Below are 13,666 nucleotides of genomic sequence, written 5' to 3'. Positions count from 1 at the left end.
TACTTCCAAAAAGATAAAATCGAGATTGTGTCCACCACCACTGTGTGTTTGACGCCAAAGAGAACGCAATACATACCCTCTTTTCAGAGTGTAAAGTTTTTTTTAAACTTTTAACATTCTGACTGCTCAAAAATAAATGAGCAAATGCCTGTTTAACTAAAATCCCAAAGCTGAAACAATTTGGGAAGTTTATCAACCGCGAATCGATTTTTAGGAACCTGAGCTTGTATGGCTAATGTTTACGACTGGTTTGAGGAGCGCTTAGAGATTCAAGCGCTTGCTGAGGACGTCACCAGCAAGTATGTCCCTCCTCACGTCAATATCTTCTACTGCTTGGGTGGAATCACTCTGACGTGCTTTCTTATCCAGTTCGCGACTGGATTTGCCATGACATTCTACTACAGACCAACTGTTGCTGAAGCGTATACCTCAGTACAGCACATCATGAATGATGTGAACTTTGGCTGGCTCATTCGTTCCATCCACCGCTGGTCTGCCAGTATGATGGTGCTGATGATGATTTTGCACGTCTTCCGGATCTACCTGACAGGTGGCTTTAAAAAGCCCCGCGAATTGACTTGGGTGAGTGGTGTCATTCTAGCTGTGATCACAGTTTCTTTTGGTGTGACTGGCTATTCATTGCCTTGGGACCAAGTTGGCTACTGGGCGGTGAAAATTGTAAGTGGTGTACCAGAAGCAATTCCCGTCGTCGGTACCCTGATGGCTGACTTACTACGTGGGGGCTCCAGCGTAGGTCAAGCGACACTGACTCGTTACTACAGCGCACACACCTTTGTGCTGCCTTGGCTAATTGCCGTCTTCATGCTGTTCCACTTCTTGATGATTCGTAAACAAGGGATTTCCGGCCCATTGTAATCGCAAGTTGTGAACGGTTGGGCATAAACTGTTAGTTTCAAGATCGAGTCTTTCTGTTCTAAACTTATGGAAAGTTAAACACTAAACATAACAAATCAAAGAGCACCCCACTCGCATCTTAAGCTAAAAGTTAATGCCCACACTTGTGATGGTTTTGACAAAAGCTTGAAATTAATTTCAGCAGGAGAGCACATTAAAAAATGGCGACACAGAAAAAACCTGACCTGAGCGATCCAAACTTAAGAGCCAAACTAGCAAAAGGCATGGGTCACAATTACTACGGCGAACCAGCTTGGCCTAATGACCTGCTGTACGTCTTCCCAATTGTGATTATGGGATCTTTTGCTTGTATCGTGGCTTTATCTGTATTAGATCCAGTCATGAGTGGAGAACCAGCGAATCCCTTCGCTACACCGCTGGAAATTCTACCAGAATGGTATCTCTATCCCGTATTTCAGATTTTGCGTTCAGTTCCTAACAAGCTGTTAGGGGTGGTACTCATGGGTTCCGTACCCTTAGGACTGATCCTCGTTCCCTTTATTGAGAACGTGAATAAGTTCCAAAACCCCTTCCGCCGTCCAGTAGCAACTACGGTATTCTTATTCGGTACCTTGGTGACCTTATGGTTGGGAATTGGTGCAACTTTCCCAATTGATAAGTCCTTTACTTTTGGACTGTTCTAAATTAGTTACCTAAAGAAATACGGGCATTGCATTAGCTACCAAGTTTGAGGTTCTACATAGAACCTCAAACTTTCTTTAACTGAGCCTGCACTGGCTAGATAAACCAGTGGCTCGGCTTCAGCTTTGTGCTAAAATAGATTGCATCATTCAAAAGGTGGAAACCTACTTTGTTGATTGCAGCATAGGAACCCAACACTCGAATTAACAAGCAAATAACACTCAGCCTACTTGGGCACCATGTGGTGTGCTGGGAACCAAAGCAGTTGGGATATATGAAGCGAAATCTTCTTAAAATCCCCGGTCATGACAACGAAGAAACGTCCACACAAAGTTCTTTGAAAGCTCTTTGTTTCTGGAAAAGTACAAGATGTGCTTTTCTTGAGAAATAAACAGGCGTTAACTTTCATTAACCAGGTTGCATTTCGGATTTAAATTTTGTATGGACACTATATTGCAGAAAATAAAATCTGTAATATACAAAAGGTACAAACATTTTTCACTCACTTATCATAAGTCAAGGTCAATGCTAAGCATCGTGCAGCAAGACCATCTGACGGTGAAGAGCGAACTGAAGCTTCTAAATCAGGTGCAACAATGGTTTGAACGATTTTGTCTACAACACTTGTTTCAACTTGGTTGGTCAGAAAGTCAACTCTATCGCCTCAACCTAGCGTTAGCAGAAGGCTTTACCAACGCCGTACGTCACGCTCATCATGCTTTACCTCCGGAAACAGCCATAGAAATTGATGTTTCTTTATGGATGGATCGCTTAGAGATGAGAATCTGGGATTATGGAAAACCTTTCAATCCTGATGCGCTTGAAGAACCAGAGCCAGGTACACTTCAAGTAGGAGGATATGGATGGTTTCTTCTGCGGCGTTTGGCTGACCACGTTGTCTATGAACGTGGTGTAGATGGGAGAAATTGCTTGCTCATCGTCAAGTATGGTTTACAGGGGCAGCCGTAAGAGTTTTCAATAAAATTGACTACAAAATAGTAGTTTGAGAATGCTAATCTCGAAGCAAAGTAGTCAATTATGGATAAAATTCTCACAGAAAAACCTATAGATTTCAGTCAAAATTCCCACACTAAAGTAAATCACGTCTTCGTGTTCCTAGAAGTTTTTGAGGGAGAAGGCGGAATTCAATCATATGTAAAGGATATTTTTCGAGCCTACCTAGCACTTGACGAACCTTTCTATGCAGAGGTATTTTTACTCAGAGACAGTCATAACTGCTCAAATCCTTTTGAGTCAGACCGTTTAAAATTTCATTACTTCAAATCACAGTCTCCTCAACTGGGACGAGTCAGAATCACTCTAGCATTACTTTCCCATCTGTTGCGTCAGCGACCAAGTCACGTTTTCTGCGGTCATGTAAACCTTGCCCCCTTAGTTGCTTTGTTGTGTCAACCTTTGGGAATACCTTACACGGTTATGACTCATGGTAAAGAAGTTTGGCAGGCGTTACCAACCCCCATGAAGTCTAGTTTGCAAAAAGCAGCACAAATTTGGACAGTCAGTCGTTACACTCGTCAAATCGCCTGTGCTGTCAATAAGCTTGACTCTAACAAAGTCAAACTATTACCTTGTGCTGTGAATGGTAATAACTTTACCCCAGGAACAAAATCGACTGTGTTGTTAGAACGCTATAATTTAACAACAGCAAAAGTACTGATGACCGTGGCGCGACTGTGGTCTGGTGATATTTATAAAGGTGTAGATGTCACAATTCAAGCGTTACCGCAAATAGCTGAGGTTTTCCCTGAGGTAAAATATTTAGTTATTGGTCGTGGCGATGATCGACCTCGATTAGCCAAACTTGCTCAAGATTTAGGCGTTGGCAATCGCGTTGTCTTTGCTGGGTTCGTTCCCACAGAAGAATTAGTAGAACACTACCGTCTTGCTGATGCTTACGTAATGCCTTCTGCTGAAGGTTTTGGCATTGTCTACCTAGAAGCGATGGCTTGTGGTATCCCCGTGTTGTCTGGTGATGCAGATGGATCAGCCGAGCCGTTGCAGGATGGTAAACTGGGGTGGCGCGTTCCACACCGCGATCCAAATGCAGTGGCGCAAGCTTGTATAGAAATACTCAAAGGAGATGATCAACGTTGTGATGGGCGATGGTTGCGAGAACAGGCGATCGCTCTATTTGGTATCGATACTTTTGGGCTGCGCTTGCAACAGCAGCTTAAGTCTTGCGTTAAGAGTTCATAGTCATGCATTGCATCTTTGTTGAGTTTTGTGACTCATTTATATTAAGAATTAATGAGTTACTATTGACTTTTTCGCTTTAATGGAGTTAAAGGCCGACGTTGTACTTGTCAGTGTATGCACAGCATGACTAGGACTGTGTTAATAAAATCGCTATCCTAGAGGGAGAGCAAGAGACATTTAAAAAATGAGCCTTAAAACGTTTCAGCTTAATCTATCTAATTTACGCCCTTGGCTCACCTTGCTAGCAATTACATGGTTGCTGGCGTCATTAGGCTTGGGCTGGTTGGTTAACTCCTTGGTGATTATTATTGGGCTATTGTTGTTGGCACCCATTCTCATTTTTTTTGGGTTTCGCTTCTGGCTGCAATACAACTTGGTAACCGATCAATGTCCCGTTTGTAGATACCAATTTACGGGTTTAAAGCAGTCTCAGTTGCAGTGTCCTAATTGTGGGGAACAGTTGATGGTGCAACAGGGACATTTTCAGCGCTTAACTCCAGAAGGCACAATTGATGTGACAGCAATTGAAGTACCGAGTAAATCACTTGATGATTAGCAGTTTTCAATTGGGTAAAACACAGATCCTTCCTGTGACGGCACAGAGCATTGCTCTGTGCCTTTTGCACGTGTTAGAATCCTTGCCTTCGCTACGCGAACAGCCCAATCACAGGTGAATGCCGTTGAGTTGCATATAACTTAACAACCAATTTGCCGCTGTTGCCCTCCGTGTTTGCCGAGGTCCAAATTCACCAATTTTATAACCTTTGAAACCTAGTTTTTCTTTCAATGACTGTTTGTTCTCTTGAGGAATAGAACGAGTCAGCTTGACAGTTGCAGGGCGACTATCGATAAAATCTGGTGGTTGTGGGTACTCATCCCGCCATTCTGGTGCGACTTGGTGAGTGTCCCACCCTCCTGTTGACGAGTCATAGCGATACCCCAAGCAATGCCATACCAATTGGTTGACTGTCGCATCATCAATCTCCTCATTCAAGATTGCCCAAATAGTTTCTGTTGTTAATGGTGGCAAGTTAGACATACACAAGTTAGTTGGAATTTAAAATTCTTTGGTGGATCATAAACAAGGTAAACTGAAAATAGTAAAGACTTGACCAGTTAATGCAGAATACCACACCGCACCCAAAGCTAGTCCGCGCTCATGTATTCATTTCTGGAAGAGTTCAAGGAGTAGGGTATCGCTACTCCACCGTGGATACAGCTATCCAACTTGGATTGACAGGTTGGGTACGAAATCTCCCAGATGGTAGCGTGGAAGCAGTGTTTGAAGGTAGTCAAACGGTTGTAGGACAAATGATTCGTTGGTGTTACCAAGGACCACCCGCTGCGATGGTTCAAAAAGTTTTGATAGCATACGAGGAACCAGAAAATTTACGGGGATTTGAAGTTAGGCGTTTTGAAAAGTCTGAACTGGGTCAAGAAGAAGGAGTATAAGGGCTTCGCCGTGAGCGCTTAGCCGAACGGTATAATTGCAGATCAAGGATGTAACTTATTGTTGTAGATGTCTATTTATACCTCAAGAAAACAGAAGTTCAGCCCAACAGTTCAGTCAAACTCTCAAGCTAGTGCAGGCGCTAGTAATACTCCTTAGATGAATTGGCGTAAATCAACACAGAGTGTTTGTGTTGGCGGTTTATTAATTGCGCTTTTGATATGGGCAGCAAATCTCAATTTTTCTGACTCACAGAGTAAAGTGAGTAGCAAGGATACGACACTCAAACAACTGCCTACACAACTTTCAGAAGAAGAAATTCAGAAGCAGGCACAGGCGATCGCAGTCAAAGTGATGTCAAAGAATTTCTTAGGCTCCGGTATTATACTAAAAAAACAAAAATCAGTTTATACAGTTGTCACAAATGCTCATGTGCTGCGAGCAGACAAGCCCCCTTATCGTATTCAAACTTTTGATGGTCGTATTTGGCAAGCAAAGACATTAAGTGCAAAATCTCTACAAGGCAATGATTTGGCGATATTGCAGTTTCGCCCCACTAACGCTGTGTATGCTGTCGCGTCTGTTGGTTCTTTTCCCAAAGAGGGGGATGAGGTGTTTGCAGCGGGGTTTCCGTTTGAAGAAGAGAAACAAGAGGCAAAAAACTTTACCTTCACCACTGGAAAGGTATCCTTGGTTTTACCCAAAGCCTTAGAGGGAGGTTACCAGATTGGTTACACCAATGATATCCAAAAAGGTATGAGTGGCGGACCATTGCTCAATCGTCGGGGTGAGGTTGTGGGTGTGAACGGGATGCACGCCTATCCGTTGTGGGATGCACCTTCAGTGTTTGTTGATGGTAAGGAAGCTGATGAAAAGTTGCACAAGATGATTGTGCGCTTAAGTTGGGCTGTGCCAATTAAGACAGTAGTACAAGTTCGCTGACTTATCTTAATCATTTTTTACTTTAAAAATATCAGTAAAACTGATATATCTAGGCATGAACCGAAATGTTGCCATTTGGGTTTGTTGTTTAATTTGTTCTTCCAAACCAAAGCTTTACCTTTTTAGTCAACTGCACTTATGAAATTGGGAATGTCTAGTCAAGTTTTGACGTGGAGTGTGAGAGTTTTCAGTCTAGCTACGCTGACTACTATTGCCACAACTATAACTCTAAATCAACCCAGCTACGCAGAAAGTCCAACCTTCTCCTGCGGTAAAAGCAACGGTGTACCCACAACATTTGTCCGTACACAAGACGGAAAAGACCTGCCGGTGATTCGCTGGTTTTCCAAGTATTTTAGCGGTACAGGATTGACACCTGAGCAACGCTGTCTGGAAGTCTCTCGCAGATTTCAGAGGAGCTATGACAACGGTACGCTCAGATATATTAAGCCAGGTACGCTCAAGGGACAACCTGTTGTGTGCGCTGTTGCTGAAAAAAGCGCTGCTTGTACAGATACGACTTTGTTATTTACTCTCAAACGTGACAGCGATGCCGACGCTACTGCACGTCAGTTATTTGATCGCCGTGCCTTGGCGGCTGGAAAGACAGTGAATCAAAATGGCGGCGACAGAAGCAACGATCCCGTCAATATTGATGTCGAAGCATATCTATACTTTACTAAAAATTGAATATTGAATAATGAACTTTTATTATCGGCTCGCGCCAGCAGTAATTGGGGTATCAATCGCCGTTGTGCAGACGCAAGTGGCTGTGGCACTATCTCCAGCTGAGGTGAATAAAACTGCCAAGGAAATCACAGTACTGATCCAAAGTAAAAAGCCCAGGTACGGTTCCGGGGTGATTATCAAGAAAGAGGGCAATACTTACACTGTTCTGACATCATATCATGTGGTAGAAGTGGCAGATAAATATGAAATTGTTACTCCTGATGGTCAGCGCCATTCACTAAACTACAGCAGTGTGAAACCATTACAAACAGAAGTAGACTTAGCTGTGGTGCAGTTTACTAGCAGTCAAAATTACACTGTTGCCAAGATAGGTAACTCTGACAGCAGTACAGAAGGCACAACAGCTTATATAGCTGGGTTTCCTGCACCAACATTCGCGATTAATCAGTCAACTTACACTTTCAGTGATGGGCGGATTACTGCTAATGCCTCAAAACCGTTGCGTGATGGCTATGCCTTGGTCTACAGCAATAATACGTCAGACGGCATGAGTGGTGGTGCAGTCTTGAATGAAAAAGGTGAATTGGTAGGAGTTCACGGTCGGGCAGACAAAGATGAGAAAAAAAGTAAAACAGGCTTTAACTTGGGCATTCCCATCAACACCTTTTTGAGACTGTCAGCAAAAGTTGGGGTAGATGTGGGAGTTTCTGCACCTAATACTCAAGTAGCGACAAAACCTATAGCTGCCGACTTTTATATTCAGGGTCTGAATAAGTATAGCAAAGGAGATTTGAAAGCAGCCATTAATGATTATACAGAAGCGATTCGCCTAAATCCCAACTATGCTTATGCCTACGGTGACCGGGGTCTTGCCCGCTTTGACTCAGGAGACAAGCAGGGGGCAATTGACGATTTGAACCAAGCCTTGCGGATTGATCGCAACTTGGCCCCAGCCTATAACGCCCGGGGTTTTGTCCGCTACAAGTTGGGAGACAAGCAGGGGTCAATTAGCGATTTCAACTCTGCTCTACGGATTAATCCCAACTTTGCCCTAGCCTATGTCAACCGGGGTAATGCTCGCGATGACTTAGGAGACCCGCAGGGGGCAATCGCCGACTACAATATTGCGCTACGGATTAATCCCAACTTTGCAGTTACCTACTACGAGCGAGGTGTTACCCGCTACAGATTAGGAGACAAGCAGGGGGCAATTGCTGATTATACGGAAGCCATTCACTTCAATTCCAACTATGTCAGTGCCTACAACAATCGGGGTCACATCCGCTACAACTTAGGAGATAAGCAGGGGGCAATTGCTGATTACAACTCTGCCCTGCGGATTAATCCCAACTATGCCCACGCCTACTACAACCGGGGTATTGCCCGTTCCGACTTGGGAGACAAGCAGGGGGCGATCGCTGATTTGCAAAAAGCAGTTGACCTGTATCGACAACAAGGAAATACAGCTTATTACCAAAAAGCGCTGGAGTTGATTAAGAAGCTTCAGCAGTAGGCAGGTGGGGAGATGGGTAGATGATTCTTGCTGTCTGTGTCGTAGATAGCATCTTCTTCGCTGTAGCCTTTCAATAATTGCTCAACAGCAAGACGATGCCATGCTTTGTCATCTTCATTGAATTTCAAACGATTTCATCATTGTCTCTGCCGTTTCGATAAACTCATCATAATTATTTTTTTCTGCTGTGTAAGTAATGACATATGCCTTATCACCTTTTAAAGTAAAAACTTGCAAATTTTGTAAAGTTTTTTCTCCATGTTTTACAGTAAACAATAATACTTTTCCTCGTCTCTTGGCAAGAAAAGAGTCACTTGACTTGATTTGATTTACTTTTAATAGATTGTTATTTTCCTTCATTAACTCATTGCTAAATTCCTCTAATGTTCCTGAAAAATCTTCAACGCTTATAATCACCTTTTCTTGAAAATTATCTGTATCACTTTGTTTGGGAGATACAAATGTAGCCACTTCTCCTGCAATAGGATTGGTGAAATCAGGGATTTTCCAGCTTTGAGGATATTTTATTTTTATCCCAAAGTTAGGATCTTCATATGGTAGAAAACTTTCTGGAGTAGGAGGTTTAAAAATATAAATTGTAGCAACGCTTGTAGCAAGTACTGCTGCAATTCCCGATACAATGAAAATTTTTTTGGGTACTCCTGGTGGCGGGGTTGGTGGTTTAGTTGTAGAAACTTTATTGTCAGGCTGCTTCTGCGTTTGATTACTAACTGAAGTATCAGGTAATAGTGTTTTTAAAGCTTGCAAAACTTCATCTGCTGACTGGTAACGCTGACGATAGTCATAACGGATCATTTTGTCTATAATATTAGCTAGCTTAGGACTAACTTGTGCTTGATTTTGCCAAATAATTTCTCCTGTTTTGGAGTCTGTTGGGAATCCTCGGCGTCTTGGATCGGGATTCATCCCTGTCAAAGCTTGAATACAAATAACTCCAACTGCATAGATGTCACTGCTTAATGTTGGTTGACCATTGGCTTGTTCGCTTGGCACATAACCAGGAGTACCAATAGCAACAGTAAACTGAGTTTGTCCTTGAGCATTAGCTATTTGAGTGGTGACTTGCTTGACTGCACCAAAGTCAATCAGCACAATCTTGCCATCTGACTCACGTCGCATAATATTCGAGGGTTTTAAATCTCGATGAATGACCCGTTTTTGATGAACAAAGGCTAAGACTTCTAAAATCTCTCTTAAAAGCTTAATCACCTCAGCTTCACTGAGTTGTCTTTTGGAAAAAACTTCTTGGTTGAGATCTTGACCTTTAATGTATTCCTGAACGATATAAAATTCTTGATTTTGTTCACAATGTGCTAAAAGTCTTGGGATTTGGTCATGATTTCCTAATATTTCCAGTATTTCTGCTTCCTGGTCAAAAAAACGTTTCGCGTAGTGTAGAGTGTAGGAGTCATCAGACTGAGGTTTCAATTGCTTGACCACGCACTGAGGATTTCCCGGTCGTTGCGTATCTTCAGCTAAGAAAGTGACACCAAACCCCCCTTTTCCTATCTGTCGGATAATGCGGTAGCGTCCACATATTGTTTGACCGAGCATTGAAGTCACCGTGTGTTCAAGAATTTGTCACTGTATCGGGACCATCCCAAATGTTCGCTCTTGATGCCAAATGCAGTTCACACGCATTGGGATGGTTCCACTGTATATAGCTTATTCTGTCAGTAGACTCAAGCCCTATCTATCAGGCTGCAAGTGGGAGGATGAGAACCGTGCCAAGCACTCCTTGTGGTTGACTTTTTAGTCACATCTCTATATGATCCAAGCCGTGCTCCAAAAGCTGATGCTTGAAAGGAGATTGATATAAGACTAAATACTCAACTTAGGCAATCCAAAACTCAAAATTCACCATCACCAAATCCATGCCAGACAGTCATTAGAGCTACGCAATACATCCTCATTTAAATGCACAATAGCTTAACTGCAATTTGAAGGTGCTTATTACATTCTTTAAAGTTATGTAGCCTTTTAATTACGGACGATCAGCCACTGCGGTAAACTAAGCCATGATTATGATTCTTTCAAACCAGAAAAACTCTCTCAAAGGAGCTTTATTTCAATGTCTCATACCGTAAAAATCTACGATACCTGCATCGGCTGTACACAATGCGTTCGTGCTTGCCCGACTGACGTACTAGAGATGGTTCCCTGGGATGGCTGCAAAGCTGCTCAAGTCGCTTCTTCTCCCCGCACAGAAGATTGTGTGGGCTGTAAGCGCTGTGAAACGGCTTGTCCTACTGACTTTTTAAGCATCCGCGTTTATTTAGGAGCTGAAACGACTCGCAGTATGGGTCTGGCTTACTAAATTTTCCCTTTGGAACGCAATTCATTATCTCGATAGCAAGCACTTATTAGTAGTGAAGGCTGGGCATTACGTACCATTTACAACAATGGTGAGTCATGTCCAGCCTGCAATTTTCAGTTATCAGTTATCAGTTACCAGTTACCAGTGATCAATTGTTCACTGGTAACTGGTAACTGTTCACTGTTCCCTGTATACAACAAAGTCATTTTTTTGCCAAAATGCTACCTTTGTGCTATTGACTATACTGTGTGTATTACTCCTATACAAGAGTGGTGTGATCAAATGTGCGGAATCGTTGGGTATATTGGCACTCAAGCGGCAACAGAAATTTTGCTATCTGGGCTGGAAAAACTAGAGTATCGGGGATACGATTCTGCGGGAATCGCCACGATATGGGAAGGTGAGGTGAATTGTGTGCGGGCAAAAGGTAAACTTTATAATCTGCGTTCTAAGCTAGAACAAGTAGAAACACCCTCTCAAATTGGTATTGGTCACACTCGCTGGGCAACTCATGGTAAGCCAGAAGTGTATAATGCCCATCCCCATATGGATGGGGCTATGCGAATCGCGGTGGTGGTGAATGGGATTATTGAAAATTACAGTGAGTTGCGCGAGGAACTGAAACACAAAGGATACCAGTTTCTCTCAGAGACTGATGTTGAGGTTATCCCACACCTGATTGCTGAGTTTTTCAAACATCCCCCTTCTGTTTCTCCCTTCTGTCCTTCTCTCTTGCTTGAGGCTGTTCGGGATACTGTTCATAAACTTAGGGGGGCGTTTGCGATCGCACTCATCAGTGCTGACTACCCCGACGAACTCATTGTCGTCCGACAACAAGCACCTATGGTGATTGGTTTTGGGCAAGGGGAATTCTTCTGCGCTTCCGACACACCAGCCATTATTTCTCATACCCGTGCGGTTTTACCTCTAGACAATAAGGAATTGGCACGTCTGACACCTCTGGGCGTTGAGGTTTACAACTTTGCAGGTGAAAGGTTGAGAAAACAGCCCCGTCTGCTTAACTTGAATCCCATGATGGTGGAAAAGCAGGGATTCAAGCACTTCATGCTTAAGGAAATTTACGAACAACCAGGGGTTGTACGGGCTTGTTTGGATGCTTACTTCAACGCTGATTGGAATGTTGGTGATTCTACAAATTCTCCAGTTAAGCTTGGTTTACCAGAAGAAATTTACGCTAACTTAGAACAAATCCAAATTGTTGCTTGTGGTACAAGTTGGCACGCAGCATTAGTTGGTAAATATTTAATAGAACAACTAGCGGGAATTCCTACGCAAGTGCATTATGCTTCCGAATATCGTTATGCACCTTCACCCCTGACACCAAATACTCTGACGATTGGTGTTACACAGTCTGGTGAAACTGCTGATACGTTAGCAGCTTTGGCGATGGAAAAAGAACGTCGTCAGGATAAAGAACCAAAATATCAAGCACGATTATTAGGAATTACCAATCGCCCAGAAAGTACTCTGGGTCATATGGTATCTCAAATTATTAATACTCTCGCGGGAATTGAAATTGGAGTCGCGGCAACGAAAACTTTTATTGCTCAATTGATGGCGTTTTATGCATTAGCATTAGATTTGGCATATCTTCGCAACAGCATTTCTTCTATAAAATTGCAAGAGATTATTGACGGGTTGCGGCAAATCCCAGGTGAAATTGAAGCAACTTTGGAAAAACAAGAGGATTCTATTGGACAATTAGCTCATGAGTTTGCAGAAACTCAAGATTTTATCTTTTTGGGAAGAGGAATTAACTTCCCAATTGCTTTAGAAGGAGCTTTGAAATTAAAGGAAATTAGTTATATTCATGCAGAGGGATATCCGGCTGGAGAAATGAAGCACGGACCAATTGCTTTGTTGGATGCGAAAGTGCCAGTTGTGGCGATCGCTATGCCTGGAAGTGTTTACGAAAAAGTCATTTCTAACGCCCAAGAAGCCAAAGCGCGTGATTCTCGCCTAATTGGTGTCACTCCTTTAAGTCAGGGAGAAGCAGCGGAAATATTTAACGACTTTATCCCAGTTTCCAAAGTTGATGAATTGCTTTCTCCAATTCTTACAGTTATTCCCCTGCAATTGTTGGCTTATCACATTGCAGCACTTCGCGGTTTGGATGTTGATCAGCCTAGGAATTTAGCGAAGTCTGTGACGGTTGAATAATATTATTTCAGCTAAAAAAATTATTGTGGAGGAATAATTCGGTTAAACAATAGACCTCTTGCAAAAGTCCAAAAGTTGGGGATGTCATTCTGAACGAAACGTAGTGCAGTGTTCGCCTTGGCGTGGCGAAGCCTCAGAATCTCGCGAGATGTTTCGCTCCGCTCAACATGACATTTTAAGTATTTATGCAAGAGGTCTAATAAATAATTCGATTCAACAATATATAAAGCGGTTGAACAATAACCTCTGAACTCGACTTTATCCATTTAGGCAGCATAGCCCAAGGTATCGGTTAAACGTTCCTACAAAGCACGAGGGATTTTTACCATATCGGTATCGGGGTGCGACATTGAAAAAGTACAATCATGTCACTCAAAAAGTGTCGCGCCTGCATCATACCTAAATTGCCTATTTTGTAAAGTTGTATTACAAAATTCCTTCAAAACTGTATAAGTTAGTTTTGCTTGCACCTATATAAATTATTGGCTGTATTTTTTTAAAATTTTTCTTCTATCTAAAGATTGATTTTTACTATATTTACTCTCTTTAAGTAGATTTTCGGAACCAATTATGTAAAAATGACTTACGTTACTACCTAAAAAACCTACACCTAAAAATAATTAACGGTGTTATTAGAACACCTGTTCAGTAACACAACAGAAGGTTATGGATTTTTTTGAGTAAATCTGCAAAATGAGAACTTATGCATCTGACTGCATATCAATAAAGAAAATACACTTATTACTATAAGTAGAGCAACCAAACAGAAATCATCAAT

General features: G+C 42.3%; 14 protein-coding genes. 11 read left to right on the top strand and 3 right to left on the bottom strand.

Annotated elements, in window-relative coordinates; all coding sequences use genetic code 11:
* The first annotated feature begins 228 nt into the window (after window positions 1–228).
* The 5 genes from petB to DP114_RS22735 all read left to right on the top strand — a co-directional run bounded on the left by petB (window position 229) and on the right by DP114_RS22735 (window position 4,330).
* The gene (gene petB, locus DP114_RS22755) at window positions 229–876 is read left to right on the top strand and encodes a cytochrome b6 (RefSeq protein ID WP_169268124.1); all 648 of its coding nucleotides are present in this window, start codon (window positions 229–231) and stop codon (window positions 874–876) included.
* A gap of 200 nt (window positions 877–1,076) precedes the next feature.
* Window positions 1,077–1,559: a cytochrome b6-f complex subunit IV gene (gene petD / locus DP114_RS22750; RefSeq protein WP_171977198.1), complete on the top strand. Its 483-nt coding sequence runs from the start codon at window positions 1,077–1,079 to the stop codon at window positions 1,557–1,559.
* A 523-nt stretch (window positions 1,560–2,082) separates the two neighbouring features.
* On the top strand, window positions 2,083–2,526 hold the full coding sequence (locus tag DP114_RS22745) for an ATP-binding protein (protein ID WP_169268126.1): 444 nt from the start codon (window positions 2,083–2,085) through the stop codon (window positions 2,524–2,526).
* A gap of 69 nt (window positions 2,527–2,595) precedes the next feature.
* A complete protein-coding gene (locus DP114_RS22740) occupies window positions 2,596–3,774 on the top strand; it encodes a glycosyltransferase (protein ID WP_171977197.1) in 1,179 nt (392 codons plus the stop codon).
* A 184-nt stretch (window positions 3,775–3,958) separates the two neighbouring features.
* Complete coding sequence (locus DP114_RS22735; protein ID WP_169268127.1) at window positions 3,959–4,330, top strand: hypothetical protein; 372 nt, start codon at window positions 3,959–3,961, stop codon at window positions 4,328–4,330.
* A 108-nt stretch (window positions 4,331–4,438) separates the two neighbouring features.
* Here DP114_RS22735 and DP114_RS22730 read toward each other — a convergent pair whose 3' ends face one another.
* Entirely contained in the window at window positions 4,439–4,813 is a 375-nt protein-coding gene (locus tag DP114_RS22730) for a DUF1823 family protein (RefSeq protein WP_169268128.1), read from the bottom strand.
* 80 nt (window positions 4,814–4,893) lie between these two features.
* Between DP114_RS22730 and DP114_RS22725 the strand changes: the two genes are divergently transcribed.
* The 4 genes from DP114_RS22725 (at window position 4,894) to DP114_RS22710 (ending at window position 8,369) form a co-directional block, all read left to right on the top strand.
* A complete protein-coding gene (locus DP114_RS22725; protein ID WP_171977196.1) occupies window positions 4,894–5,226 on the top strand; it encodes an acylphosphatase in 333 nt (110 codons plus the stop codon).
* A gap of 157 nt (window positions 5,227–5,383) precedes the next feature.
* Window positions 5,384–6,166 (top strand): S1 family peptidase, encoded by a 783-nt coding sequence (locus DP114_RS22720; RefSeq protein ID WP_171977195.1) that lies wholly within the window; start codon window positions 5,384–5,386, stop codon window positions 6,164–6,166.
* Window positions 6,167–6,316: 150 nt separating this feature from the next.
* Complete coding sequence (locus DP114_RS22715; RefSeq protein ID WP_246162666.1) at window positions 6,317–6,856, top strand: COP23 domain-containing protein; 540 nt, start codon at window positions 6,317–6,319, stop codon at window positions 6,854–6,856.
* Window positions 6,857–6,866: 10 nt separating this feature from the next.
* Window positions 6,867–8,369 carry a tetratricopeptide repeat-containing S1 family peptidase gene (locus tag DP114_RS22710; protein WP_169268132.1) on the top strand — a complete coding sequence of 501 codons (1,503 nt, stop codon included), beginning with the start codon at window positions 6,867–6,869 and terminating at the stop codon, window positions 8,367–8,369.
* On the opposite strand, the gene DP114_RS22705 is transcribed toward DP114_RS22710, so the two are convergent.
* Together DP114_RS22705 and DP114_RS22700 are read right to left on the bottom strand one after the other, a co-directional pair.
* A complete protein-coding gene (locus DP114_RS22705) occupies window positions 8,360–8,497 on the bottom strand; it encodes a hypothetical protein (protein ID WP_169268118.1) in 138 nt (45 codons plus the stop codon). The genes DP114_RS22710 and DP114_RS22705 overlap by 10 nt on opposite strands.
* Complete coding sequence (locus DP114_RS22700) at window positions 8,484–9,944, bottom strand: serine/threonine-protein kinase (RefSeq protein ID WP_171977194.1); 1,461 nt, start codon at window positions 9,942–9,944, stop codon at window positions 8,484–8,486. The genes DP114_RS22705 and DP114_RS22700 overlap by 14 nt, the downstream gene beginning before the upstream one ends.
* A 517-nt stretch (window positions 9,945–10,461) precedes the next feature.
* On the opposite strand from DP114_RS22700, the gene psaC reads away from it, so the two are divergent.
* Entirely contained in the window at window positions 10,462–10,707 is a 246-nt protein-coding gene (psaC, locus tag DP114_RS22695; protein ID WP_010997613.1) for a photosystem I iron-sulfur center protein PsaC, read from the top strand.
* Between the two features lie 282 nt (window positions 10,708–10,989).
* Window positions 10,990–12,888: a glutamine--fructose-6-phosphate transaminase (isomerizing) gene (gene glmS / locus DP114_RS22690; protein WP_171977193.1), complete on the top strand. Its 1,899-nt coding sequence runs from the start codon at window positions 10,990–10,992 to the stop codon at window positions 12,886–12,888.
* The last annotated feature ends 778 nt before the right edge of the window (window positions 12,889–13,666 follow it).

This window comes from Brasilonema sennae CENA114 (assembly GCF_006968745.1).
In the GTDB taxonomy this organism is placed as follows: Bacteria; Cyanobacteriota; Cyanobacteriia; order Cyanobacteriales; family Nostocaceae; genus Brasilonema; species Brasilonema sennae.
Note: the sequence above shows the minus strand (reverse complement) of the source record. Positions and strands in the feature narration are given on the sequence as shown.